Here is a 24,900-nt window from a genome sequence, read left to right on the forward strand (position 1 = left end):
GGACTGTGCGGTTTGACGTTATGGGGGCGGCGGAGCGGGGGGCGGATCAGGATGAGCTGGGGATTATGCGGGGGATTGTGGAGCGCGGGTTGAGTGAGGGGGCGGTGGGGGTTTCGAGTGGGTTGGAGTATGTGCCGGGGCGGTATGCGGATGTGGGGGAACTAGCTGGGATTTGTGAGAGCTTGGGTAGGTTGCCTTATGTGACGCATATGCGGGGATATGGGGCCGAAGCAGGGGTGGGGGTGGCGGAGGTTGTGGAGATCGCGCGGCGGGCGGACGTGGCGGTGCATATTTCGCATTTTCATGGGCCTTCGGGGGAATTGCTGGGGCTTGTCGAGCGGGCGCGGGACGAAGGGGTGGATCTGAGTTTCGATACCTATCCCTATCTGCGGGGGAGCACGATTCTGGGGATGGTTGTGTTGCCCAATTGGGTGCCCGCGGCCGATATCGAGAAGGCGCTCGCCGTACTCGTCGAAGAGGGGGAACGGGTAAAGCGGGAGTGGTCAGAGGTGGTCTGGGAGCGGTTGACGTTGGCGCATGCGCCAACGTTCGAGTGGGCTGAAGGGCTGACGCTGCCCGAAGCCGCGGAGAGATACGGCGCTTCGGTTGAGGAGTTCTGCCGGGTCCTGCTGATCGAGACGCGACTGGAGGCAGGATGCGTGATAGCGCGTCCGGACGAAGGCCCGAGCGGCGAGGAGTCCATCAGAGCGATCATGCGGGATCCAGGACATATGGGCGGATCCGACGGCATTCATGTCGGCGGACATCCCCACCCCCGCGCCTACGGGACCTTCGCGCGCTACCTCGGCCGTCATGTTCGTGAACTCGGCGACCTGACCTGGGAACAAGCGGCGATACACCTCGCCTCGCACCCAGCCCGCCGCTTCCACCTCCCAGACCGTGGTCTGATCCGCCCCGGCCAGATCGCCGACCTGATCGTCGTGAACCCAGACACAGTCTCCGACACCGCGACCTACCAGAACCCACGCTCCCTCTCCATCGGCATCGACGACGTCCTCGTCGCCGGCGTGCACGTACTCAAGGACAGCCACCTAACCGGAGCCACCCCCGGCCGCGCCCTCCGTGCCGCCTGAGGTCCAGTACGATCCACGGGGTGGTCTATACCGGGGAGGCGGCATGAACTTCGACGACCCGGTCATCGACTGGCGCACCCGCGGCTTCCTGCACCCGGAACCGATCACCAGAACCGACTTCCTGGCAGCGCGCCACTCCCTCTTCGACGGCCCTTTCACCTGGCCGCTCCTCGTGCTCCGCCAATCAGCCCTCAACCACAACATCGCCACCCTGGCCCGCTTCGCCGCCGACCACGGCCTGACCTTCGCCCCGCACGGCAAAACCACCATGTCCCCCGAACTCGTCCAGGCCCAGCTCCGCGCCGGCGCCTGGGGCATGACCGCCGCCAACGCCGCCCAAGTCCTCGCCTTCCGGCACTTCGGCGTACGGCGCGTGCTCCTGGCCAACGAAATCTACGACGTGGGAGCGCTCCACTGGCTCGCTGGCGAGCTCGAAGCAGGCTTCGAATGCCTGGTGTATGCCGATTGTCCCGAAGGCGTCAGCGTGCTCTCAGCGGCTGCGGGGAAGAAGCCGTTCCAGGTCCTGATCGAACTGGGGCAGCCCAACGCACGCACCGGCTGCCGCGGCCTAGAAGAACTGCGCAGCCTCACCGAGATGATCACCAACACTGAGGGCGTCGAACTCGCGGGAGTAGCCGGATACGAGGGCACCCAACCCGGCCCCGACGAGGTCCGCGCCTACCTCCGGCAACTCGCCGAAGCCGCCGAACTCGTCAGGCCGTACACCAAGCACCTGATCGTCTCCGCGGGCGGCAGCGCCTGGTTCGACCTGGTCGCCGAAGAGCTCGGCATCGAAGACGCCACCGTGATCCTGCGCAGCGGCGCGTACATCGCCCACGACGAAGGCCTGTACGCCCGCGCCAGCCCCCTCCGCGACGTCCTCCGACCCGCCATCGAAGTCTGGGCCCAAGTGATCTCCACCCCGGAGCCCGGCCTGATCATGGTCGGCATGGGCAAACGCGACGTCCCCTACGACATCGACCTGCCGATCCCGCACAACATGCCCGACGGCATCACCGTGGAGCGAATCCAGGACCAGCACACCTACCTCAGTGGCGACGGCCTGCGCCCGGGGGACCTGGTCTCGTTCGGCATCTCCCACCCGTGCACGGCGTTCGACAAGTGGCGCGTCATCCCCGTCGTCGATGACGACCACGTGGTCGTCGATCTGATCACCACCTACTTCTAGGAGCGAACATGCAGGAGATCCGTACCACCGACAGCTACGCGCCGGTCGGGCCGTACTCGCAGGGCCTGGTGGTGGGGGACTTCGTGTACACCGCGGGCGTCGGGCCGCTGGACGCGGTGACCGGCGAGGTGGTCGGCGTCGACGTGGCCGAGCAGACGCACAAAACCCTGCAGAACCTGGGCGCCATCTTGGCCGCGCATGGGCTGACCTTCGCGCACGTGGTGAAGTCCACGGTGCACCTGCAGAACCTGAAGGAGGACTTCGCCGCCTACAACGAGGTGTACAAGTCGTACTTCACCGAGCCCTACCCGGTGCGGACCACCGTCGGCTCACAGCTCCTGGACATTTTGGTGGAAATCGACTTCGTGGCGTACAAGGGGCAGTAAGTGGACACCTCCGTGTACGTCTTCGCCGAGGACCTGGCCGAGGGCGTCGATCAGGTCCTCGACCGGATCACCGGCTACGGCGCGGCGGGGGTGACCATCGCCGTGACCTCCGAGCGGTCCAGGGACATCACCCCGCACGGAGTCACCCGGGTGACCGTGCGCCACGACGGCGTGCGCGTGCCCTGGCCGGACGGCGGTCGCCTGGTCCCGCCGGCGCAACCCCAGCTCCCCTTGGGCGAACTCCGCCAAAGGGGACTGGCCGTACACGGCTGGACGGTCTTCCTCCGCAACCCCGCGCTCGGCGAGCGGCACCCCGAGGTCACCATCCGCAACTGCTTCGGCGACCGCGGCTCCCCGGCCGATCTCTGCCCGGCCCACCCTGACGTCCGTGAGTACGCGGTGGCCCTGGCCCGCGCCGTCGCCCGCCAGGGCTTCGACAGCGTCGTCGCCGAAGCCCTGCATTTCAGCCCGTTCAGCTACGAACGCTGCGCGGTCCCGCTCGGCCCGATGGACGCCTTCCTGTTCGGCCTGTGCTTCTGCCACCACTGCCTGCGCCGCGCCGCCGACCTGGGCGTCAACGCCGAGGTGGCCCGCGAGGAGTGCGGCAGGATCATCGGCGGCGTCCTGGCCGGCGATCCGCCCGCCCAGGGCGAGGTGACCAGGGCCGCGCTCACCGCCTACGCCGGACCGGAGGTGGTCGCCTACGCCCGGGCTCGCTCGGAGACCGTCACCACCCTGGTCGCCGAGGTTTCCGCCGCCGTCACCGAGGAGGGCTCCAGGCTCACCTTCACCGACGGCACCGGCGCCGCCAAGGGTTACGCCGACGGCCTGCCCCCGGCCGGGCTCGCCGCCCACGACGCCTGGCAACTCGGCGTCGACCTGGTCGCCCTCGGCGACATAGTGCAGTCCGTCGCCGTCCTGGCCTACGCCCGCGACGCGGCCAGGGTCGCCGACGACATCGCCGCCTACCAGCGCTCGGTCGGCAAGGACCGCGGACTGCGCGCAGTGCTGCGGCCAGGCGCGCCGGACATCGCCGCCCTCGGCGAGACCGACGCCACCGACCGCCTGGCCGCCAAGGTCCGCGCCGCCAAGGCCGCGGGCGCCACCGGCGTGGACTTCTTCGCGTACGGCCTGGCCCCGCTGAACGTCCTGGCCAGGATCAAGAACTCCCTAGGCTGACTCGCGGATCACCAGCTCGGTGGGCAAGATCACCGGGCTGGCCGCGTTCTCGTCGCCCTCCAGCAGGCTGAGCAGCAGCGCGACCATGGCCGCCGCCTGCTCGATGATCGGATGCCGGACGGTGGTCAGCGGCGGATCGGTGTACAGCGCCGCCTCGATGTCGTCGAACCCGACGATGGCCACGTCGTCCGGCACGCTCCGCCCGGCCTGGCGCAGCGCCTGGATGGCGCCGATGGCCATCAGGTCGTTGGCGATGAAGACCGCGTCCAGCTGCGGATCGTCCTCCAGCAGCTGCCGCATCGCGATCGCGCCCGACTCCCGGGTGAAGTCGCCCACCGCCACGATGGACCGCCGGTCGGAGTCGCGCAGCGCGGTCCGGTAGCCGGTCAGCCGGTCCTGCCCGCCGATCATGTCCTGCGGGCCCGCGATGGTGGCGATCCGCCGCCGCCCGCGCTCCAGCAGGTGCTTGACGGCCTTCTCCGCGCCGCCCACGTTGTCGTTGTCCACGTACGGCAAAGCCACCGGAACCGCGGGCCGGCCGTACGAGACGGCGGGCACGCCCATCCGGGTGATGGCGGCCGGCAGCGGGTCGGCGCCGTGCATGGAGATGAGCATGACGCCGTCCACGTGCCCGGAGGCGATGTATCGCTCCACCCGGGCGTGGCTCTGGGCGGTGCCGCTGAGCATCAGCACGACCTGCTTGTCGGCCGCCTCCAGCTCCACGCTGGCCGAGCGGATCACGGTGGAGAACATCGGGTCGTCGGAGAACACCCTGGTCGGGGGTTCGGAGACGACCAGGGCGATGGAGTCGGTTCGCTGGGTGACCAGGCTGCGCGCCGCCGAGTTGGGCACGTAGCCGAGCTCGCGGACGGCCCGCATGACCACGTCGCGGATCTCCGGGCCGACCGTGGACTGCCCGTTGACGACCCGGGAAACGGTTGCCCGGGACACCCCCGCACGCGCGGCGACAGCCTCCAGGGTGGGGCGCTTCATCGAGACCCTCCGGTAATGAGAAATGCGCGACCAAGCGTACCGATCTTACGTAGGCGCAGGTCGGGCGATTGAACTGAGATTATTTTATTCCAGGGGGCGCATTTCTCATTACCGGGGGATTATCCCTTGATGCCACCGGCCAGCAGGCCGCGGACGAAGTAGCGCTGCATGGACAGGAACACGACCAGCGGCACGATGATCGACACGAACGCGCCCGCCGTGAGGCGTTGCCATTCGTTGCCCCGGGTGCCGGCCATCTGCGCCAGCCGTACCGTCATCGGAGCCGAGTCCGGCGTGCCACCGGCGAAGATCAGCGCGACCAGCAGGTCGTTCCAGACCCACAGGAACTGGAAGATGCCGAAGGAGGCCAGGGCCGGCAGCACCAGCGGCAGCACGATCCTGCGCAGTATCTTCCCGTGCGTGGCGCCGTCCACCCGGGCCGCCTCGATCAGCGAGCCCGGCAGCTCGGACATGAAGTTGTGCAGCAGGAAGACGCCGACGGGCAGGGCGAAGCAGGTGTGGGCGAACCAGACCTGGATGAACTTGGCCGGGCCTTCCAGATCCCAGGCGGGCAGCACCTGGAGCCCGAACAGCTCCACACCCTGGGAGAAGAACGACAGCAGCGGCACCAGGGCCATCTGCAGCGGAACCACCTGGAGGGCGAAGATGCCGATGTAGATCCAGTCCCGGCCGCGGAAGTCCAGCCAGCTCAGCGCGTACGCGGCGAAGGTGGCCAGGGCCACCGGGAACAGCACGGACGGGATCGTGATGACCAGCGAGTTGATCAGGAAGCTGGCCATCTGGCCGGACGAGGACGACGTGCTGAACAGAACCGACTGGTAGTTCTCCAGCGTCAGCACCGGATCGCTGAAGAACGTCCACCAGCCGGTCTGCTTGATCTGGTCCTCGGGCCGGAAGGAGGACAGGAAGAGCCCGAAGGTCGGCGTGGTCCACAGCAGCGCGATCACGATCGCGATCAGGCTGGCCCATCTGCTGGTCAGCCGCTTGCGGACGCGGGACTGCGGGGTGCTCGGCGGCGGGGAGGACGTTCTGGGGGTCGGGGTGACCGTGGCGGTCATCTTGCCTCCCGTTGCTGCCGCAGGTTGCGGATCTGGTAGATCACGATGGGGATGACGAGCACGAACAGGAACACCGCCAGGGCCGACCCCTTGCCCGTCTCGCCGTAGCGGAAGGACTGGTTGTACATCTCGTTCGCGATGACGCTGGTGTCGAACTGCCCGCCGGTCATGGTACGGACGATGTCGAACAGCTTCAGCGTCCCGATGCACTGGGTGACCACCACCACGATCACGGCCGGCCGGATCGCCGGAATCGTGACCCGGAAGAACATCTGGATCGGGCTGGCCCCGTCCAGCCGGGCCGCCTCCACGATCTCGGACGGGATGCCCTTGATCGCGGCCGACAGCACCACGGTGGCGAACCCGGCCTGGATCCAGACCATGACGATGATCAGGAACAGCGTGTTGATCGGCGGATCCAGCAGCCACTGCTGCGGCGTGCCGCCCAGGAGGACCACGATCTGGTTGAGCAACCCGATCTGGTCGGCCTCCTCGGGGCGGTAGGCGTACACGAACCGCCAGATGATGCCCGCACCGACGAACGAGATCGCCATCGGCAGGAACACCAGCGACTTGGCCAGCGACTCGAACCGGGTGTTGTCCACCACCACCGCGTACACCAGCCCGATGGCGGTGACCAGCAGCGGCACGACCAGCACCCAGATGAGCGTGTTCCGCAGCACGGTGAGCGCCTCGGGCTGGGTGAACATCCACGTGTAGTTCTCGAACCCGACCCAGGTCGAGCTGTCCCCGTTCATGAACGACAGGAGGGTGGTGCGGATGCCCGGGATGATCAGACCGATACCCAGCAGGATCAGCGCGGGCCCGAGCAGGATGAGGGCGTGCAGCCGGGCCCGCTGCCGCATCGGGGCGCGGTCCAGGAGGAGCAGCATGAGGCCGATGAAGGCGAGGAACGCGACGACACCGATCAGGAGTTGAACCAGCTTGGGTGACTCGGCCGCGAAGTCGAAGTTCAGATCCATGGGGGTATGGGTCTCCCTTGAGGCAGGCAACGTCCGGCTCCGATCATCGGAGCCGGACGTTTACTTCAACCTGTTGAGCTTGGTTCTACGACTTCGGCCAGGAGGCGTCAATGAAGTCGAGGGTGGACTTCGTGTCCTTGCCGTTGATCCAGTCGGTCATGCCCTTCCAGAAGGTGCCCGCGCCGACCGCGGCGGGCATCAGGTCGGAACCGTCGAAGCGGAAGATCGTCGCCGGGTCCTGGAGGATCTCCATGGACAGCTTGTCGATCGGGTTCTGCGCGTTGGCCAGGTCCACGCCCTTGTTGGCGGAGACGTAGGTGGCCAGCTTCATCCGGCGATTCGGGAAGTCGGTGCCGGCCAGGTAGGCCTGCACGGCCTGGACCTCGGGACGGTCGGCGAAGGCCGCGACGAACTCGCCGGCGCCGAGCACCGGCTTCTTGGAGGCGTCGTTGCCGGGCAGGTAGAAGGCGTAGACGTCGTCCTGCTCGCCGACCACGGTGCCCTCAGGCCAGAAGTTGGCGTAGAAGGAGGCCTGCCGGTGCAGGGCGCACTTGCCCTCGGTGATCGGCACGCCGCCCTCCTGGAAGGCGGTGCTGGAGATCGACTTGACCGGGCCGTAGCCGCCGTTGACGTACTTGTCGTTCTTCAGGATGGCGCCGACCTTGTCGACCGCGGCGGCGACCTTCGGGTCGTTGAAGGCGAGCTTGTGGGCGACCCAGTTGTCGTACTCCTCGGGACCGAGGTCGCGGAGGATGATGTCCTCGATCCAGTCGGTGGCCGGCCAGCCGGTGGCGTCACCGGACTCGATGCCCGCGCACCAGGGCTTGATGCCGGTGGCGGCGATGGTGTCGGTGAGGGTCATCAGCTCGTCCCACGTGGTGGGGATCTTCCAGCCCTTCTCGGCGAACATCTTCGGCGAGTACCAGACGAAGGACTTCACGCTGGCGCCGAGGGGGGCGCCGTAGAAGACGTTGTCGACGGTGGCGTACTTGGCCCAGTCCGGCGACCAGTTGGTGTCGGTCAGCTCCTTGACCTTGGCCGAGGCCGGCTTGAGCTTGCCCGCCTTGGCGAAGCGCTCCAGCAGACCCGGCTGCGGGAAGATGGCGATGTCAGGCGGGTTGCCGGCGTCGGAGCGGACCTGGATCTGCGCTTCGAACTCGCCGGTGCCCTCGTAGGTGATCTTCATTCCGGTGCACTTGGCGAACGGAGCCCAGGCCTCCTGGAACAGGTCCGCTTCCGTGTCACGGATGGGGGAGTAGATGCTCACCGTCTTACCGGCGAACGAACCGTATTCGGCAAACGGCTGGCACTCCGCGGAGACGCTGGCGCTGCCCCCTGCGGCGGGCGGCGTGGTGGTGTTCTCCGAAGATCCGCATCCGGCGGCGATCAGCGCGAGGCCGGCTGCGACGGCCGTTATGCGGGCGGGTCGGGAGAGGAGCGACATGGACCCTTCCTCCAAAGCTGTTACCGGGAACTCTCGTGAGAGAGCGATTCCGGAAGCCTTATCTCTTGTCGTGGGGATGTCAATCGATGTGAGATTACGGTTACGGGATTGTGAATTGCGCTGTTAGGTCGATTAGAGAGCGCTCTCAGGCGTCTCTGTAAGAACGCCGGGCGGCGCGGGGGCCGCCCGGCGTGGTGATCTGCGCTGCGTCAGCTCGCCGCGAAGGTGAACCAGTTCAGGTTGACGAAATCGGCCGGTTGGCCGCTGGTGAAGGTGATGTAGACGGTATGAGTGCCGGTGGTGTTGGCGATGTTCGCCGGGACCGTGATCCAGGACTGCCAGCCGCCGGTGTTGGAGACCGCGAAGTCGCCGATGGGAGTAGCGGTCGGGCTGCCTAGCCGAACCTGGACCAAGCCGCTGATACCGCCCGCGGCGCCGGACGCGACCCGGGCCTTGAACTGGAACTCGCCGTTGAAGCGCACGCCGTCGAAGCGCAGCCAGTCACCGTTGGCGAGGTGCGCCGCGTTCTGGCCGCCGCCGGTGTCGGTGGTGGTCTCCAGCGTGGTGCCCTGCTGGGCGTTACGCGCTTCCGCCTGGATGGTGGAACGCGCGTCGAATCCGGTGCCCGGGCTCGGGCTGGGACTGGGACTGGGACTTGGGCTGGGACTTGGGCTTGGGCTCGGGCTGGGGTTCGGTCCCGCGCCGTTGCCGTTCTCGACGCCGCTGCCCGCCGCGCCGCGCCAGGCCATCGCCCGCGCCGGTACGGCCAGCGTCTGCCCATCCGAAAACGTTACGGTCACGGCGGAACTCGACACGTTGTAGGCGATGTACGTCTTCGCGCCACCCTTATTGAGCACCGCGTACGTCGGAACATTGGCCGTGACCGAATGGTCCGGAGTGCCCCAGGCGTTCAGCGAGGAGATCCAGTGATACGCGTGCGCCCGCGAATCACCGTCCTCCGGACCCGGATTCGCGCCCAGCCAGAGCGACTGGGCCTGCGCCGGATCGCTCATCGCCAGGAACTCCCAGATCACATCCCGCCACTCGGCCTCCTGACCGCCGTTACCGGCCCGGATCTCGGCCACGTTCTGCAGGATGTCGGCCTTCCACGCGCCGTGGTAGAGCGAGCCGCCCGTGATCGGCAGCATGTTGATGCCGTGGATCTCCTCCGGGTTGGCGGTCCACCAGGTGGCGTACGCGCCGGACGCGCCCCAGACGATGCCGAGCGTGTCGTGCGGGAAGGAGGACGGGAAGACCGCGTTGTCCTTGTCGAACCAGTACTGGCCGATCGCGTCGCGTTCGGTCGTGTACTGGTAGATGCCCATGTCGCGGAGGGCGTTGTCGCCGGTCGCCTGGCCGTACAGGACGGCGGCGGCGTTGAACATCATCGCCTCGGACGAGGACTCCTGGTTGTTGCCGTGCGCGAACGAGCCGTGCCCGGCGGCCCAGGCGTGCCCGGCGTACGGGTCGAAGTTACGCAGGAACGGGAACCGCGTGTCGCTTCTGTCGTAGTTGGCGGCTTCCTTGACCAGGAGTTTCAGCATGCCGCCGTACTGGGAGTCGGCGACCCAGGCCGGGTCGTGCTGGGCGATCATGGCGCCGGCCAGGACGTAGTAGCCGTAGTGGAAGTGGTGGTCGTTGAGCTCGGCGTCGGAGCCGTACGACGCGGGGTAGCCGATCAGCGTGCCCCAGGTCGAGTCGTAGGCGAACAGCCGCCCGGTCTCGCCCGAGCCCGCGGTCAGCCAGTCGGCCAGGCGGGTCTTGACCAGGTTGATCGCCCGGTCCCGTCCGGCCGTGTAGCCGATCTGGTTGGCCACCGGGATGAGCGCGGCCAGCCGCCAGAGCGCCTTGCCGGTCCAGTAGGTGTCTGCCGCGCCCTTGTACGGGTCGGCCGCGTTGAGCTCGGCGTCGATATCGGCCCTGATCCGGTTGGTATCGGCGGTGGGCGATATCGGCAGGGCCGGAAGCACGCCGTTGAACTTGGAGACCGTGCTGAACGAGGTCCCAGCGCGGACCTTCATCTCACCGCGTGGTGAGGCGTAGGTGTGCGCGGTCAGGGCGTCGCTGGTGTTCAGCCACTGGTGCCGGTAGAGCGCGAACAATGTCCCGGTCTGGCTGCCCTGGCGGGCGGTCGTGGTGGCCGCGTAGGTCGCGGTGAGCTGACCGGCCGCCGCGTTGTAGGACCAGCTCACGGTGGTGTTGGTAACGAAGGAGTAGGCGTACTGCGTGTAGAGCGCCAGCGCGGCCCGGGACGGCAGCACCGCGACCGAGTAGAAGCTCGCCGGCGCGGTCGCGTTGGCGGTTCCGGTCAGCGTCCAGTTGACGCCGGTCGGCGCGAACAGCGCGTAGTCACGGCCGTTCACGGCCACGCCGAGCACGTTTCCGGTGTTGCTCCAGACGGTCGTGGGCCCGTTGAAGGTCACCTGCGCGTTGCCGCCGGTCGCCTCCGCGAACACATACGGCGAGCCGTGCCCGATCGTGGTCCGCAGGGTGCGGGTCCCGTCGGTCCACCGCGGCGTCACGGTCCAGTCCGACCAGCCGTCCACCTCGGTCCGGGGCGCGTTAAGTCCCGAGATGCCGACGGTCAGGTCGTTGGGGGCGATGTGCTCGTAGTTCCGCTGGTCAGGAGTGATCGTCGGGCTGGGCTGGTAGCCCACGCCGAGCCCGTTGGCCCAGGCGTGGAAGGCCAGTGGGTGGGCGTACATGTTCTCGGAGTACGGGTTGTCCGCGAACCGCTGCCAGACCAGCGAGGACCACCAGTCGTTGGTGGGCACGGCGCGGCCGGCCATCCGGGACGTGACCTTGGGGGTCACGGCCTGGCCATTGAAGTTGGAAGGGCCGACGGTGCCGGCGGGGCGGGTGGCCGCGTAGCTGCCCGCGCCGACCGCGACCGCGTTCGCGGGACCCGCGGTGACGACGGGGACGACGAGCGCCGTTGCCACCATGCTGGCGGCGACAACGACTGTCTTGAAACGCACGGTTACCTCCTCAGGTACCGAGCTGGCGGGGCTTGCCCCGCCCGAGGGATTTCAGAGAGCGCTCTCAGCGGCAGGAAGGTAACCCCGCAGTTAACGTCGCGTCAATGGGTCATCACGAGCATCCAGGAAAACGTGTGCGTCAGGGCTCGTCTTGACAGCCGGTCCATCCAGCCGGGATGCTGCCTGAGAGCGCTCTCACGGGGAGGCGCGGGGAGGGGCGAGACGACATGACCGTGTCCGCGGAGTTGGCCCGGGGGGCGCAACCCGGCGTGCTGGAATTCCCTGCGGGTTTCGTGTGGGGGACGGCCACGGCGTCGTACCAGATCGAGGGCGCGGCCCGGGAGGACGGCCGGGGGCCATCCATCTGGGACACCTTCGCGCGGACCCCTGGGAAAGTGCATCTCGGGCATACCGGGGAGGTCGCCTGCGATCACTACCACCGGTATGCGAGCGATGTCGCGATCATGGCCGGGCTCGGCATGGGGGCCTACCGGTTCTCGGTGTCCTGGCCGCGCATCCAGCCCGATGGTTCCGGTCCGGCCAATTCCCGGGGCCTGGACTTCTACGACCGGCTGGTCGACGAGCTCGGCGGGCACGGCATCACGCCGATCCTGACCCTCTACCACTGGGACCTGCCGCAGACCCTGGAAGATCACGGCGGCTGGACGAACCGCGACACCGCCGAGCGTTTCGCGGAGTACGCGACGATCGTGCACCGGCGGCTCGGGGACCGGATCGACCTGTGGACCACGCTGAACGAGCCGTGGTGTTCCGCGTTCCTCGGGTACGCGGCGGGGGTGCACGCGCCGGGACGTACCGACCCCGGGGCGGCCTTCGCGGCGGCCCACCACCTGCTGCTCGGCCACGGCCTGGCCACCCGCGAACTCCGCCGCGCCGGGGCTCGCCAGGTCGGCATCACCCTCAACCTGGCGCCGGTCCGCGGCTCCGACCTGACCGCGGTCGCGGTGCCCGACGGGATCCTGAACCGGATCTTCCTGGATCCGGTGCTGCGGGGCGAATACCCGACCGATGTGGTACGGCGAGCCGAGCGTTTCACCGACTGGTCGTTCGTGAAGGAAGGCGACCTCGCTCTGATCGGAGCGCCCATCGACATGCTCGGGGTGAACTACTACCACCCGTTCCAGGTGGAGCCGCGCCCTGGGCAGCCCGCCAACCCGGTCTTCCCCGGCAGCGAAGGCGTCGGCTTCATCGACAAGCCCGGGCCGACGACGGCCATGGGGTGGCCGATCGAGGCGGATGGGCTGACCGAGCTGCTCATCGGGCTCAAGAGGGACTATCCGCCGGTGCCGTTGGTGATCACCGAGAACGGCGCGGCCTTCGAGGACGTGCTGTCCGGGGGGCGGGTGAGCGACGAGCGGCGGATCGCGTTCCTGGACGCGCACTTCCGGGCCGCGCATGCCGCGATCGCCGCAGGGGTGGATCTGCGGGGGTATCTGGTGTGGTCGTTCATGGACAACTTCGAGTGGGCGTACGGATACGAGAAGCGGTTCGGGCTGGTTTACGTGGATTACGCGTCGCAGGAGCGGGTGCCGAAGGAGAGCGCGCGCTGGTATAGCGAGGTCATCAGGCGGAACGGCTTGCTGGCGTGAGCGATGCCAGTGACGGAGGCACGTGGCGGTCCGCAGGGATAGATCATTTCAAAGTCGCACGCCCGAGCGGTTTGTCCGGATTCTATGGCACTAGAATCCGGACGCCAGGAGTCCGCGACTGTGAAATCGCGCTGGAGATGGATGGGGGAATGGCGTGACCGTGCGCCCGACCTTGGAGAAAGTGGCCGCCCGGGCCGGCGTGTCCCGGGCGACCGTTTCGCGGGTGGTGAACGGGTCGGCGAGCGTGGGGGAGGATATTCGGATCGCCGTCATGCGCGCGGTGGACGAACTCGGATATGTCCCCAATTTCGCGGCACGGAGTTTGGTCACGCAGCGGGCGGACTCGATCGCGCTGGTCTTCTCCGAACCGCCCGTGCGGGTGTTCTCGGACGATCCGACCTTCGCGGGGATCATCCGGGGGGTCAGCCAGGAGGTCGAAGCCGCCGACAAGCAGCTCGTGCTGATGATGGCGGGGTCGGCTCGGGGCCACGAGCGGGTCGAGCGTTACACGACGGCCGGTCACGTCGACGGTGTGATCATCGCGTCCATGCACGGCGCGGATCCGCTGCCGATGACGCTCGCCCGGCGGGGGATCCCCGTGGTTTGCAGCGGTCGCCCGATCACGGGGAATGGGCTGCCTTATGTGGACATGGACAACGTCTCCGGCGCCGTCCAGGCCGTAACACATCTCCTCGAACGCGGCCGCCGCCGCATCGCCACCATCGCGGGCCCACCCGACATGGTCGCCGGCATCGACCGCCTGAACGGCTACCGCCAGGTCCTGCGCGACTCCGGCCGCCGCTCGATCATCGCCATCGGCGACTTCACCCGGGAGTCCGGCGCCGTCGCGATGCGGCAGCTCCTGGAAGACGATCCGGCCCTGGACGCTGTCTTCGTCGCGTCGGACATGATGGCTTTCGGCGCCATGCAAACCCTGCGCCTCGCTGGCCGCCGGGTGCCGGACGACGTCGCGGTGGTCGGCTTCGACGACGTCGCTTCCGCTGTGTACACCGATCCGCCATTGACCACCGTTCGCCAGCCGACCCTGCAAATGGGACGCGAACTCGCGCGACTGCTGCTGGCTCCGGACGTGTCGTCGCCCGTGGTGCTGCCGACGGAACTGGTGGTCCGCGAATCCACCTGAGGCCATACCGGCTGAGACGGCCGGGCTGGAGGCTGCCCTCGCCCGGGTGGCACCGCTGGCGGAAACCTTCGCTCGGTGAATGAACTGAAGCGCTCTGCGGAATATGGACGGCGCGTAAACCGCCACCTCTACTAGGTAGCGAGGTTGTCGGCGTCGGCGGAGGGGGCTACACGATCGTGCCGTGGACTCCCCATACCTGGGCGATGTGGTTCAGGTGCTCCTGGTGCACCCCGTCCACGCCGGTCGCCCTCCACCCGTCGGGCGGGTCGCTGTCCGCGGGCCAGAGGGCGTACTGGCCCTCTTGGCTGATGATGACGGTGAAGGTGGGCACGGTCGCCCCCTCTCTGCTGAGAGCGCTCTCCATTGAGAGTGCTCATATTTTCCGGACCCGTCAAGGGGTGTAGGTTCGGAATCTGAACATGGGAGATCGTTAATGGCGAACTCGCTGTCCTCGCTCCGCGAGATGAACCGGCGCATGGTGACAGAGGCGGTGCGGAAGGCGGGATCGCTCACTCAGGCCCAACTGGCCAGGACCACCGGTCTCTCTCCCGCCACCGTCTCCACCATCGTCCGGGAACTCCGCGACCTGGGCATTCTCGCGATCACCTCAGGTGGCGGCCGCCGCAACGCGGTCACCCTGGCCCCCGAGACCGGTCTCCTGGTCGGCATCGACTTCGGCCATTCCCACCTGCGCGTCGCGATCGGCGAGGTAACCCGCCAGGTGCTGGCAGAACGTGCCATCCCCATCGACGTGGACGCCAGCGCCGCCGAGGGCCTGCTCGCCGCCGAACTTCTGGTAGACGAGCTGCTCGAAACTCTGGGATCCGAGCGCGCCGAGATCTTGGGAGTGGGTCTCGGTGTTCCGGGTCCGATCGATCCGCTCACCGGCATCCTCGGGTCGAGCACGATCCTCCCGGGCTGGGTGGGGATCAATCCCGCCCTTGCGATGAGCGAGCGCCTCGGCCTGGCAGTACACGTCGACAACGACGCGAATCTGGGCGCTCTGGCCGAGGCCACCTGGGGTGCCGCGCGGGGGCGGCAGGACGTCACATACCTCAAGGTCGCCTCAGGAGTGGGTGCGAGCATTCTCATCGACGGGCGCGTCTACCGCGGTGCGAGTGGCGCCGCGGGGGAGCTCGGGCACATCACGATCGACGAGAACGGGCGGCTTTGCCGGTGCGGGAATCGTGGGTGCCTGGAGACGCTGGCGGGTGGACTCTATCTGACTGAGCTGGTCAGAGCCACTCACGGCCCGGGTGTCACGGTGCCCCGGCTGGTTGAGCTGGCCGCCGCTGGCGATGTCGGCTGCCGCCGGGTGATCGGTGACGCGGGCCGCCATCTGGGCGTGGCCGTGGCCAGTCTCTGCAACATTCTCAACCCCGGGCTGGTCGTGGTCGGCGGTGCTCTCGCCGAGGCGGGGGCGCTCCTCATCGACCCGATCCTGGAGGTCGTCCACCGCCTCGCGATCCCCAGCGCCGCGGCCGTCCTCACCGTGGTCCCGGGCGTCCTGGGGGAGCGTGCCGGCGTACTTGGCGCTCTCGCTAGTGTTCAAGTCTCGAACATTGAGAGCGCTCTCTAACTTCTCACTTCTGGGCCTTGACCCTCGTTGGACTAAGGCGCAAAGTATCCTCAATCGCCGATCAGCGCTGCGGTGACTGCGGTATCCCCTCACCCGAGAGGTTCCTCATGCAATCCGTACGACTTAGAAAACGCTCTCTGCTAGCGTGGCTGACGGCTGTGCTCCTCCCCGTGAGCCTGCTCAACGCCATGACCGCCAACGCCGCCGTCCCGGGGACCCCCTCCGGCTGGAGCCTGGTCTGGTCCGACGACTTCAACGGCAGCGCGGGTTCGCTGCCCTCCTCGACCAACTGGCAGATCGACACCGGCCACGCTTACCCGGGCGGACCCGGCAACTGGGGCACTGGGGAAATCCAGAACTACACCGCGAACCCCTCCAACGTCAGCCTGGACGGTGCCGGCAACCTCCGGATCACCCCCATCGGCAGCGGTCAGAACTGGACCTCCGCCCGCATCGAGACCCGCAGATCCGACTTCAAGCCCGCCGCCGGGCGAATCCTCCGGATCGAGGGCCGAATCCAGATGCCCAACGTCACCGGAAATGCCGCCCTCGGGTACTGGCCGGCCTTCTGGGCCCTGGGCGCGCCGTACCGGGGGAATTACTGGAACTGGCCCGGCATCGGCGAGTTCGACATCATGGAGAACGTCAACGGCCTCAACTCGGTCTGGGGCGTTCTGCACTGCGGCGTCAGCGCCGGCGGCCCGTGCAACGAGACCACCGGCCTTGGCAACAGCCGCGCCTGCCCCGGCTCTTCCTGCCAGTCCGCCTTCCACACGTACCGCTTCGAATGGGACCGGTCAGTCAGCCCCAACCAATTGCGCTGGTACGTGGACGGACAGCAGTACCACAGCGTCAGCCAGGGCCAGCTCGACGCGACGACGTGGAATAACATGACCAGCCACGCCGGATATTTCATCCTTTTGAACGTGGCCATGGGTGGCGCCTTCCCGAACGCCCTCGCCGGGTTCGGCACCCCCACCGCCGCCACGGTCTCCGGCCGCCCCATGGTGGTCGACTACGTCGCCGTCTGGCAGAGCGGCACCACCACGCCGCCGACCTCCCCGTCGCCTTCGCCGCCTCCCGGCGGTGGCGTGGACGCGCGCTCGACCATCCAGGCGGAGGCGTACCAGGCACAACAGGGCACCATCCGCGAAACCACCACCGACTCCGGCGGCGGCCAGAACGTCGGCGCCATCGCCAATGGCGACTGGCTCCGCTTCGACGGCGTCCGCTTCGGCTCAACCGCCGCGACCCAATTCCGCGCCCGCGTCGCTTCAGGCGCGGCCGGCGGCGTCAGCGGCCTCGTTCAGGTCCGCCTCGACAGCCTCACCGGCCCGGTGATCGGCGACTTCGCCCTCGCCAACACCGGCGGCTGGCAAAGCTGGCGCACCGTCCCCGCCAACATCACCCCCGTAACCGGCACCCACACCGTCTATCTCACCTTCACCAGCGGCCAGCCGGCCGACTTCGTCAACGTCAATTGGTTCACGTTCTCTACCACGTGAGCCATGGCGGCCCGCAGGCTTGGACACGGCTCAGTGTCCGGCCTGCGGGCCTTTACGAGGACCACTGATGTTCTCCGAGAAACGACCGATCCCCCGTGGCGTACGCCAGGAAACACGCCCGAATCTCGGTCAGATCATCCAGCCGGGTGGCCCGGATGATCCCACCCTCCTTGAACTCCAGCTCGTAATCGCCCGCCGAACCCGGAGAAACCTGCATGAAGTGCCGCCCATAAACGACAAGCGCCACGAACGGGTTCTGCACCGACATCGTCCCCAGCACGTCATGAATCAGCCCCAGATCGGGATCGGTCGCCACCATCCCGTCCCCCGTATGAAGCTGAATCCCCGGATACGCCCCCAGTGGCTCCCGATTGTGCACAAGATCCCGCTGCGGGTCATAGCAGACAAGACCTTCATCCCGCGCGAACGCGAACACCGCGTTCGACACCTCATCCACCCGATCCGCCCCGATCCGGATCAGCCCACCACTGACGTCCTCATCGGGAAACCGCTCCTTGAGCATCGACCCTTCGGCATGCGGATACCGCTCCCGCGCCACCGCCCGCCCGATCGGCTCGCTCTCCCGCCACACCGCCAGCACAAAACTCATGCCTCCGACGATAGTTGCGCTCCAGAACCTCACGCGCCTGACGACAGCCGGGCCTCCGTGGCCAGATCGCGTACGACCTGGATCAACTCGGCCGGATCGAACGGCTTCGTCAGGTACGCATCCACCCCGATGCCCAACCCGCGCCGCTTGTCGTCCTCCTGCGCCCGAGCGGTGATCAGCACGACCTTGATGTGCGTGGTCAGCACATCCCCCCGCAACTTGGTCGCCGTCTCCCACCCATCCATCCGCGGCATCATCACATCCAGCGTGATGACATCCGGATCCACCTCCCGCACCCGATCAAGACAATCCTGCCCATCGGACGCCGTGTACACATCGAAGCCCTCCAAGGTCAGATTGACCGCGATGAGCTGTCGAATGACCTCGTCGTCATCCACCACGAGTACCCGCCCCAGAACCTCACCCACGGCCGCGAGGCTAACCCCTCCCAGGGGTACCACGCGCGCTTTTCACCGTATGTGTACGCCCCGACCACAACACCCTCAACAATCATGGTGCCGAGCGTCCCCCGACTACTGGTAATCTAGCTACACGTTGAGCCCCCTTAGCTCAGGGGATAGAGCACCGGCCTCCGGAGCCGGGAGCGCAAGTTCGAATCTTGCAGGGGGCACCCAGAACAAGGGAACGCCTTTGGGTCGCCGATTCGCCTTCGGGCGGGTCGGCGATTTCGGTTGTTAGGACCTGAATTGTGGACAAGTCGTCGCCGGGTGGGGGCCGCCCATGGCCGCCGGGACCTGCTCGACTGGTTCGACGGTTTGGGGCTCAGCCGCGTCGACCTGAACGCCAGCCCGGACGGGCAGGGCCTCTACCGGAGCCTGGGGTTCGCCGATCACCCCGATCCCACGCTCAGCCTTCGGCACCGTACGCGCGGCTCCTCGCTACGCGGGTGACCGGCTGAGGTCCGTCACCATCGAGTACGACACCACCAAGGTCACCGCCGCCGTCGAAGAACGCGACGAACCGGCTGTCGATGCTGTTCAGATCCGTCATGCCGACTTCCTCCTGCGCCGCATCCTCAGCACGACCAGACCGCCGATCCCGGCGGCCACCACGAACGCCAACCAGAGGGCGAGACCGATGACGGCGATATTGACGCCGGACCCGGAGAAGCGCAGATGCTGGGTCGTGGTTGTCGAGGTGAAGAGCATCTGCGCCTGCTGGACCGGCGGGGCGAAGACGAGCACGGTGCGGTAGTTGCTGTCGAGGTCGATCAGGGCCCTCAGGGTGACGTCGAGGTCGTCGACCGGCCGGCCGCAGTCGTAGCTGAAGCGGGCGCCATTGTCGGTCACGCCCACCAGGGACGCCAGCCGGCCTGGGCACGGCTTGCCGTCCTGCGCCACGGTGATGGTGCTGAGCAGGTAGTCGCGCACCACGGACGAGCGTTGCAGTTTCTCATCGCCGGTGAGCTGGCGCGGCACGTCTTTGAAGGCGCCCTTGGCGGATCCGAGTGCGAACCAGTCGTCGGGGCTCGCGGTGTAGAGGATCTCCACCTGCGATCCGGTGGCGCTGATCCGCGCCGTCGGCGGTGCGCCGAAGGGGTGCGCGGAGGCGGGCATGGCGACGCCCACCATGACCGGCAGTACGGCCGTGACGAGCAGCGCGACCGCCAGTGTGCGGGTAGGGATGTTCACGCGATCTCCTGAACGAAGCCGACCGGGTGGCGGGGCGCCACAGGGCGACTCCGGAACCCGGCTAGATCATTTCTGATGACCGACTCGTGATCTTCAGGTGGCGTCCGGGAGGAGAGACCTCCCCGGTCTCGCCTCGCACACCGAGGCCGGGGACGTCTGATGGTGATGTCAGACCCCGGCCTCGTCGGCTGTGCGGGACCTGACGGAGATCGGTCCAGATGGAGTGTCGCCGCCGCAGAAGAGCGAGCGTTCATATTCAGCCAGGTGCCGTCAGCGAGAGTGCGACGAGAGAGGAACCAGCGCATGAACGTCCGATTTGCTGTAGAAGCAGACATGTCTGACTGTTTGCGATTAGAGCGATGATTTCGGATCCGAGCTGCGGGTGGTGACCAGCCGCGCGACCAGCGTGAGCGTCACTACATGCGCACGGTGGGGCCGCCGGACGGTTCGGTCCAGCGAGTGAGCAGCTCCTCGTCATGGGTGATGGCGAGGATTCCGGCGCCGGTTTCGCGGCGGTAGGCCTCCAGGCGGGCGATGAGGTGGGCCTGGGTGGAGGCGTCCAGCATCGTGGTCATCTCGTCGCAGATCACATAGCGGGGCCGCAGGGCGAGCGCGCGGGCGACGCAGGCGCGCTGGAGTTGCCCGTCGGAGACCTCGTGCGGGCGGCGGATCAGCAGCTCGGAGGTGAGCCCCAGGTCCTCGGCCAGTTCGGCGGCCGGGCCGGGCGATCGGCCGGTGGCGTGGAACGGCTCGGCGGCGATCTCGCGCAGGGTGAGCCGCGGGTCGACGGCGAGCCGGGGCTGCTGGAAGATCAGCGCGACCCGGGTGCGCAGGTCGCGGGAGGCCCGGTGCCGCCAGCGGTGGACCTCGGCCCCGTCCACGGTGAGCCGGCCGGCGTCGGGCCGGAGCAGCAGGGCGAGCACCCGGGCCAGGGTGGACTTGCCGCAGCCGCTCGGCCCGGCCAGTCCGGTGACGACGCCGGGGGCCACGGCCAGGTCGGCGCCGCGCAGCACGCGCTGCCGGCCGTAGGCGACGGTGATGCCGTCAGCGCGCAACATGATGCTCCAGGGGGTGATGGCAGGCCACCCTGCTCGGCTCCGTCCCAGCCTCGGGCAGGTGCGAACAGGCGGCGGTGGATCGGTCGCAGCGCGGCAGGAACGCGCAGCCCGCGGGCAGGTCGGTGAGTTCCGGAGGCCGGCCGGGGATCGGGGTGAAGCCGCGGGACGGCAGCGCCTCAAGCAGCCCGGCCGCGTACGGGTGACGCGGTCCGGCGAAGAACTCGGCCGCCGGAGCGAGCGACACCACGCGGCTGGCATACATCACCGCGATGTGGTCGGCGACCTGCTCGGCGGCGCGCAGGTCGTGCGTGATGAGCAGGACGGCGCGGCCGTCGTCGGCGAGCCGCCGCAGCTCGGTCATGGTGGCGTCGACGAGCGGGCGGTCCAGGCCGCTGGTCGGCTCGTCGGCGATGATCAGCCACGGGTCGCCGGCCAGGGCGATGGCGTTGACGACGCGCTGTGCCATGCCGCCGGACAACTGGTGCGGGTACCGGTCCAATTGCGCCGGGGCGAGACCGGCACGCGCGGCCAGTTCGTCGGCGGGGGCGGGGTTGCCCAGCTCGCGCAGGGCCTCGGCGAGCTGGGCGCGGGCGGTGCGCACCGGGGTGAGGTGGGCGGCCGGGCTCTGCGGGACGAGGCCGATCCGGCGGCCGCGCACCGTGCGGGCGAGCACCCGTTCCGGCGCGGCGATCAGGTCGAGGGGCGGCGCGCCGCCGGTTCGCAGCCAGGCGGACCCGGCCACGGTGGCGTTGCCGGGCAGCAGCCCCATCAGGGCGTGCGCCATTACCGACTTGCCGCAGCCGGACTCGCCGACCAGGGCCAGGCACTCGCCCTGGCGTACCGCGAAGGAGGCGTCGCTCACCGCGTGGACGGTCGCGCCGGGCAGGTGGAACCGTACGGACAGGCTCTGCACGGTCAGGGAGGAGGTCACAGCTGTAGCTCCGATCGCCAGCGCGGGTTGGCGCGGTCGCGCCAGTACTGGACGAGCACCGAGATCGCCAGGGTGGGCACGAGGATGAACAGGCCGGGGAAGAGCGAGGCCCACCAGTTGCCGGCGAGCAGCGATCGTGCCCCATCGTTGATCATGTTGCCGAGCGAGGCGAGGTGCGGGGGCAGGCCGAGGCCGAGGAAGCTGAGCGCGGTCTCGTGCCAGATGGCGTGCGGGACCATCAGTACCGACGCCAGCGCGATGTGCGGCAGCAGGTGCGGCAGGAAGTGCCGCCGGACGATGCGCAGCCGGCCGGACCCGCCGGAGATCGCGGCGTCCACGAACGGCCGGGCGCGCAGCGTGAGCACCTCCGAGCGGACGATCCGGGCCGCGGTCGTCCAGTGGGTGAGCCCGACCGAGGCCACGACCGCGGTGGCGCTGGGGGAGAACAGCGCCACGATGAAGATGCCGAACAGCAGGTGCGGCACCGAGTTGAAGCCGTCCACCACCCGCATGATCAGCCGGTCGGCGGTGCCGCCGAGCGTGCCGGCGGCAAGTCCGGCCACGGTGCCGACGGTGACCGACACCAGGGCCGCCACCAGGCCGATCAGCAGCGAGACGCGCAGCCCGTAGACGACCCGCAGCAGCACGTCGCGCCCGACCTCGTCGGTGCCGAACGGATGCGCCAGAGACGGCGCCTGGTTCGCCGAACGCAGGTCGACGAGTTGCTGGTCGAGTTGCACCACCATGGGCACCAGCAGCACGGCCAGTGCGAGCGCGATGAGCACCCCGGCGGCGATCCACCGGGATCGGCCCGTCGCGGCCTTTCGCGCGGTCAGGGACGTCGCGGTCATCAGCTCACCCCCAGGACGCGCACGCGCGGGTCGGCGATCACGTAGGCGCTGTCGGCGAGCAGGTTGCCGAGCACCACCGCGAGCGTGGCCAGCAGGGTGAGCGCGGCGAGTAGTGGGAAGTCGGCGGCGAGGGCGGCCTGTACGGACGCCGACGCCACCCCCGGCCAAGAGAACACGGTCTCCACCAGGATCGCCCCGGTGACCAGCTCGGGGATGCGCGCCCCGAGCAGCGTGATGAACGGCAGCAGCGCCGAGCGCAGCGCGTGCCGCACGACCACGGTGCGTTCCCGCAGGCCCCGGGCGCGGGCACCGAGCACGAAATCCTCCCGCAAAGTGGTGATCAGCGACTCGCGGACGAACAGCAACAACCACGAGGACTGCGAGAACGCCAGCACCGCCACCGGCAGGACCATGTGCGCCAGCACGTCCCCCGCCTCCAGCGTGGTGGCGGCCGGGTCGGTCAGCCCGCCCGGCGGCAGCCACCGCAACTGCACCGCGAACACCCAGATCACGATCAGCCCGACCCAGAACACCGGGGCCGCCTCGTTGGCGTACGCGGTGCCGGTGATCAGCCGGTCGAGCCACGAGTCGCGGAACCGGGCGGCCAGCGCGCCGACCGCGAGGCTGGCCGCCAGCATGAGCACCAGGGCGCAGCTCACCGCGAGCAGGGTCCAGCCGAGCCGCTCGCCGATCACCTCGATGACCGGCCGGTGCATGCTGCGCGAGTCGCCGAGGTCGCCCTGCACCAGGTTGCCCAGCCAGGTCAGGTACTGCTCGGCGACCGGCCGGTCCAGGCCCCAGTTCTCCCGGATCTGTGCCATGACCTCGGGGCTCGTGATGACCGCGCGGTCACCGAGGTACTGCCGGACGGGGTCGAACGGCGAGGCCTTGGCCAGCGCGAACATGCCCAAGGTGACGGCGAACAGCAGTGGCACGGTGAACGCCAGCCGCCAGACCGCCATCCGGACGAGCGCACGCGTCACGACGCCGGCTTCCACTCGGCGATGTTCCGGAACAGGCCGCCGGTCTCGTGCTCGTGCGCCTCCACCGACGGGGCGATCCCGGTCCACTGGCCGCGCACCACGTAGACGTGCTTGAGGTACACCAGGTACGCCCAGGCGGCGTCGTCGCTGATGCGCTGCTGGAAGGCGTCGTAGGCCTGCTTGCGGGCGGCCGGGTCGGACGTCTCGCGGCCCTTCTCCAGCAGCGCGTCGACCTCGGGGACCTTGTAGTTGCCCGGGTTGAAGAAACCCTGGCCGGCGAAGGCGGAGTGGAACAGCTCGTAGTTGGTGTAGTCCGGGTCGAACGGCGCCCCATAGCCCATGACCAGCGCGTCCTTAGCCATGCGCGGCTCGATCGCGTCCCAGTCGAGTCCGGCCAACTGCACATCGACGCCGATCTTCTTGGCATCGGAGGCGACGGCGAGAGCGAGGTCCTTACGCAGTGAGTCACCGGCCGGGTACATCAGGGTGAAGCTCGCACGGGTGCCGTCCTTGGCGCGAATGCCGCCCTCGCCCATGGTCCAGCCGGCCTGGTCAAGAATCTGGGCGGCCTGTGCCTGGTCGGGGGTGGGCGAACCGGTGATGGCCGGGTTGTACCAGGTGGTGTCGGGCGCGATCGGGCCGAACGCGGGGACTCCGGCCCCGGCCAGGATGGTGTCCACCATCGCCGAGCGGTCCAGCGCCAGGCTCACCGCCTTGCGGATCGCCACGTCGCCGGTGACCGGGGTACCGAAGGGGAACATCACGCCCCGGTAGTCGGCGCTCGGCACCCGGCGCACGGTCAGGTCGGACTGGCCGTCGAACCGCGCGGCGGCCTTGGGCGGCAGCACGGTCGCGTCGAACTCCCCGGCCGCCATCCTGGTGGCGCGCACGTTGTCGTCGGTGGCGTACGCCATCACGAGCTGCTTGATGGCGGGCGCGCCTCCCCAGTACGACGGGTTGGCCTTGAGCACGAGCTTGTCGCCGGGCGTCCAGGACACGAAGGTGTACGGCCCGGTGCCGACCGGCTTGGTGTTGAACGCCGCGCCCTCCAGGCTCTGCCCGTCGAGCAGCTTCTTCGGCACGATGCCCAGCGTCGTGCGCTGCAGGATCGGCGCGTACGGGTACTTCAGGTGGAAGACCACCGTCGCGGGGTCGGGCGCCTGCACGGACTCGATCGCCGCGAAGTCGCCGCGGATGCTGGAGTTGTTCTTCTCGTCCAGCACGGCCTGGTACGTATAGGCGACGTCCTCGCTGGTCAGCGGGGTTCCGTCGTGGAACTTGACGTCCTTGCGCAGGGTGAAGGTGACCGTGGTGCCGTCGGCCTCGGGCAGCTTCTCCGCGAGCGCGGGCTTGAGTGAGAGATCGGCGTTGCGGCTGACCAGCCCGTCGAACAGGAGCGAGCCGCCGTCGACCGCGTAGCCCAGGACCGGGTTGAGGGTGTCCGGCTCAGAGCTGATCCCGAGAACGAACGTGTCGTCCGGCGAGCCTTTCGACGAGGTCTGGGGCGCCGTCGGCGCGGCGCAGGCGGTGAGTGCAAGCGCGGCAATTAGGACGAGAGGGGCAAGGGGTGCGAATCTGGCGCGAAAGGGCGTCATGGGAGCGAAGGTAAAGCGATCACCTAGTTATTGCAAGTCCTTCGCAAATACATCAGA

At 68.4% G+C, this 24,900-nt stretch carries 23 protein-coding genes and 1 tRNA gene; 10 read left to right on the plus strand and 14 right to left on the minus strand.

Annotated elements, in window-relative coordinates; all coding sequences use genetic code 11:
* The 4 genes from Aple_RS44890 to Aple_RS44905 all read left to right on the plus strand — a co-directional run.
* Positions 1–1,094: N-acyl-D-amino-acid deacylase family protein (locus Aple_RS44890; RefSeq protein WP_155350974.1), on the plus strand; the 1,094-nt coding region annotated here is incomplete at its 5' end.
* A 43-nt stretch (positions 1,095–1,137) separates the two neighbouring features.
* Positions 1,138–2,283 (plus strand): alanine racemase, encoded by a 1,146-nt coding sequence (locus Aple_RS44895; protein WP_155350906.1) that lies wholly within the window; start codon positions 1,138–1,140, stop codon positions 2,281–2,283.
* A gap of 8 nt (positions 2,284–2,291) precedes the next feature.
* Positions 2,292–2,669, plus strand: a complete 378-nt coding sequence (locus Aple_RS44900; protein WP_155350907.1) for a Rid family detoxifying hydrolase — start codon at positions 2,292–2,294, stop codon at positions 2,667–2,669.
* Positions 2,670–3,848: a hypothetical protein gene (locus Aple_RS44905; protein WP_155350908.1), complete on the plus strand. Its 1,179-nt coding sequence runs from the start codon at positions 2,670–2,672 to the stop codon at positions 3,846–3,848. It begins immediately after the preceding gene.
* Here Aple_RS44905 and Aple_RS44910 read toward each other — a convergent pair.
* The 5 genes from Aple_RS44910 to Aple_RS44930 all read right to left on the minus strand — a co-directional run bounded on the left by Aple_RS44910 (position 3,840) and on the right by Aple_RS44930 (position 11,325).
* Positions 3,840–4,841 (minus strand): LacI family DNA-binding transcriptional regulator, encoded by a 1,002-nt coding sequence (locus tag Aple_RS44910; protein WP_155350909.1) that lies wholly within the window; start codon positions 4,839–4,841, stop codon positions 3,840–3,842. The genes Aple_RS44905 and Aple_RS44910 overlap by 9 nt on opposite strands.
* 119 nt (positions 4,842–4,960) lie before the next feature.
* Positions 4,961–5,920 carry a carbohydrate ABC transporter permease gene (locus tag Aple_RS44915; RefSeq protein WP_155350910.1) on the minus strand — a complete coding sequence of 320 codons (960 nt, stop codon included), beginning with the start codon at positions 5,918–5,920 and terminating at the stop codon, positions 4,961–4,963.
* The gene (locus tag Aple_RS44920) at positions 5,917–6,897 is read right to left on the minus strand and encodes a carbohydrate ABC transporter permease (protein ID WP_155350975.1); all 981 of its coding nucleotides are present in this window, start codon (positions 6,895–6,897) and stop codon (positions 5,917–5,919) included. Before Aple_RS44920 ends, Aple_RS44915 begins: the two co-directional genes overlap by 4 nt.
* Before the next feature lie 91 nt (positions 6,898–6,988).
* On the minus strand, positions 6,989–8,347 hold the full coding sequence (locus Aple_RS44925) for an ABC transporter substrate-binding protein (RefSeq protein WP_155350911.1): 1,359 nt from the start codon (positions 8,345–8,347) through the stop codon (positions 6,989–6,991).
* A gap of 209 nt (positions 8,348–8,556) precedes the next feature.
* The gene (locus Aple_RS44930) at positions 8,557–11,325 is read right to left on the minus strand and encodes a glycosyl hydrolase (RefSeq protein WP_246265290.1); all 2,769 of its coding nucleotides are present in this window, start codon (positions 11,323–11,325) and stop codon (positions 8,557–8,559) included.
* A gap of 227 nt (positions 11,326–11,552) precedes the next feature.
* On the opposite strand from Aple_RS44930, the gene Aple_RS44935 reads away from it, so the two are divergent.
* Positions 11,553–12,935, plus strand: coding sequence for a GH1 family beta-glucosidase (locus Aple_RS44935; RefSeq protein ID WP_155350912.1), 1,383 nt, complete (start codon positions 11,553–11,555; stop codon positions 12,933–12,935).
* A gap of 154 nt (positions 12,936–13,089) precedes the next feature.
* Positions 13,090–14,079, plus strand: a complete 990-nt coding sequence (locus tag Aple_RS44940) for a LacI family DNA-binding transcriptional regulator (protein ID WP_155350913.1) — start codon at positions 13,090–13,092, stop codon at positions 14,077–14,079.
* Between the two features lie 166 nt (positions 14,080–14,245).
* Here Aple_RS44940 and Aple_RS44945 read toward each other — a convergent pair whose 3' ends face one another.
* Positions 14,246–14,443 carry an MbtH family NRPS accessory protein gene (locus Aple_RS44945; RefSeq protein WP_155350914.1) on the minus strand — a complete coding sequence of 66 codons (198 nt, stop codon included), beginning with the start codon at positions 14,441–14,443 and terminating at the stop codon, positions 14,246–14,248.
* Between the two features lie 69 nt (positions 14,444–14,512).
* Here Aple_RS44945 and Aple_RS44950 point away from each other — a divergent pair, with 69 nt between their 5' ends.
* Entirely contained in the window at positions 14,513–15,658 is a 1,146-nt protein-coding gene (locus Aple_RS44950) for an ROK family transcriptional regulator (RefSeq protein WP_155350915.1), read from the plus strand.
* A gap of 170 nt (positions 15,659–15,828) precedes the next feature.
* Positions 15,829–17,163 carry a glycoside hydrolase family 16 protein gene (locus Aple_RS44955; RefSeq protein WP_246265292.1) on the plus strand — a complete coding sequence of 445 codons (1,335 nt, stop codon included), beginning with the start codon at positions 15,829–15,831 and terminating at the stop codon, positions 17,161–17,163.
* Between the two features lie 52 nt (positions 17,164–17,215).
* Here the strand turns inward: Aple_RS44955 and Aple_RS44960 are convergent, their stop codons facing one another.
* Positions 17,216–17,773: a hypothetical protein gene (locus Aple_RS44960; RefSeq protein ID WP_155350917.1), complete on the minus strand. Its 558-nt coding sequence runs from the start codon at positions 17,771–17,773 to the stop codon at positions 17,216–17,218.
* 29 nt (positions 17,774–17,802) lie between these two features.
* Positions 17,803–18,201 (minus strand): response regulator transcription factor, encoded by a 399-nt coding sequence (locus Aple_RS44965; protein ID WP_246265295.1) that lies wholly within the window; start codon positions 18,199–18,201, stop codon positions 17,803–17,805.
* Between the two features lie 131 nt (positions 18,202–18,332).
* On the opposite strand from Aple_RS44965, the gene Aple_RS44970 reads away from it, so the two are divergent.
* Positions 18,333–18,404: transfer RNA gene (locus Aple_RS44970), tRNA-Arg, on the plus strand.
* Between the two features lie 76 nt (positions 18,405–18,480).
* Positions 18,481–18,684, plus strand: coding sequence for a hypothetical protein (locus Aple_RS44975; protein WP_155350918.1), 204 nt, complete (start codon positions 18,481–18,483; stop codon positions 18,682–18,684).
* A 96-nt stretch (positions 18,685–18,780) separates the two neighbouring features.
* Here the strand turns inward: Aple_RS44975 and Aple_RS44980 are convergent, their stop codons facing one another.
* The 6 genes from Aple_RS44980 to Aple_RS45005 form a co-directional block, all read right to left on the minus strand.
* Positions 18,781–19,425 carry a hypothetical protein gene (locus Aple_RS44980; protein WP_155350919.1) on the minus strand — a complete coding sequence of 215 codons (645 nt, stop codon included), beginning with the start codon at positions 19,423–19,425 and terminating at the stop codon, positions 18,781–18,783.
* Between the two features lie 416 nt (positions 19,426–19,841).
* A complete protein-coding gene (locus Aple_RS44985) occupies positions 19,842–20,483 on the minus strand; it encodes an ABC transporter ATP-binding protein (RefSeq protein ID WP_155350920.1) in 642 nt (213 codons plus the stop codon).
* Positions 20,470–21,414 carry an ABC transporter ATP-binding protein gene (locus Aple_RS44990; RefSeq protein WP_246265297.1) on the minus strand — a complete coding sequence of 315 codons (945 nt, stop codon included), beginning with the start codon at positions 21,412–21,414 and terminating at the stop codon, positions 20,470–20,472. The genes Aple_RS44985 and Aple_RS44990 overlap by 14 nt, the downstream gene beginning before the upstream one ends.
* On the minus strand, positions 21,411–22,265 hold the full coding sequence (locus tag Aple_RS44995) for an ABC transporter permease (protein WP_155350922.1): 855 nt from the start codon (positions 22,263–22,265) through the stop codon (positions 21,411–21,413). Before Aple_RS44995 ends, Aple_RS44990 begins: the two co-directional genes overlap by 4 nt.
* The gene (locus tag Aple_RS45000; protein WP_246265300.1) at positions 22,265–23,248 is read right to left on the minus strand and encodes an ABC transporter permease; all 984 of its coding nucleotides are present in this window, start codon (positions 23,246–23,248) and stop codon (positions 22,265–22,267) included. The genes Aple_RS44995 and Aple_RS45000 overlap by 1 nt, the downstream gene beginning before the upstream one ends.
* On the minus strand, positions 23,245–24,843 hold the full coding sequence (locus Aple_RS45005; RefSeq protein WP_155350923.1) for an ABC transporter substrate-binding protein: 1,599 nt from the start codon (positions 24,841–24,843) through the stop codon (positions 23,245–23,247). Before Aple_RS45005 ends, Aple_RS45000 begins: the two co-directional genes overlap by 4 nt.
* Positions 24,844–24,900 lie beyond the last annotated feature (57 nt).

Origin of the sequence: Acrocarpospora pleiomorpha (genome assembly GCF_009687885.1) — a bacterium.
In the GTDB taxonomy this organism is placed as follows: domain Bacteria; phylum Actinomycetota; class Actinomycetes; order Streptosporangiales; family Streptosporangiaceae; genus Acrocarpospora; species Acrocarpospora pleiomorpha.

Coding starts and splice junctions, on each gene's coding strand:
- Aple_RS44895 (WP_155350906.1), top strand. CDS start 1,138: ATGAACTTCGACGACCCGGTCATCGACTGGCGCACCCGCGGCTTCCTG.
- Aple_RS44900 (WP_155350907.1), top strand. CDS start 2,292: ATGCAGGAGATCCGTACCACCGACAGCTACGCGCCGGTCGGGCCGTAC.
- Aple_RS44910 (WP_155350909.1), bottom strand. CDS start 4,841: ATGAAGCGCCCCACCCTGGAGGCTGTCGCCGCGCGTGCGGGGGTGTCC.
- Aple_RS44915 (WP_155350910.1), bottom strand. CDS start 5,920: ATGACCGCCACGGTCACCCCGACCCCCAGAACGTCCTCCCCGCCGCCG.
- Aple_RS44925 (WP_155350911.1), bottom strand. CDS start 8,347: ATGTCGCTCCTCTCCCGACCCGCCCGCATAACGGCCGTCGCAGCCGGC.
- Aple_RS44935 (WP_155350912.1), top strand. CDS start 11,553: ATGACCGTGTCCGCGGAGTTGGCCCGGGGGGCGCAACCCGGCGTGCTG.
- Aple_RS44945 (WP_155350914.1), bottom strand. CDS start 14,443: ATGGAGAGCGCTCTCAGCAGAGAGGGGGCGACCGTGCCCACCTTCACC.
- Aple_RS44950 (WP_155350915.1), top strand. CDS start 14,513: ATGGCGAACTCGCTGTCCTCGCTCCGCGAGATGAACCGGCGCATGGTG.
- Aple_RS44960 (WP_155350917.1), bottom strand. CDS start 17,773: ATGAGTTTTGTGCTGGCGGTGTGGCGGGAGAGCGAGCCGATCGGGCGG.
- Aple_RS44985 (WP_155350920.1), bottom strand. CDS start 20,483: ATGTTGCGCGCTGACGGCATCACCGTCGCCTACGGCCGGCAGCGCGTG.
- Aple_RS44995 (WP_155350922.1), bottom strand. CDS start 22,265: ATGACCGCGACGTCCCTGACCGCGCGAAAGGCCGCGACGGGCCGATCC.
- Aple_RS45005 (WP_155350923.1), bottom strand. CDS start 24,843: ATGACGCCCTTTCGCGCCAGATTCGCACCCCTTGCCCCTCTCGTCCTA.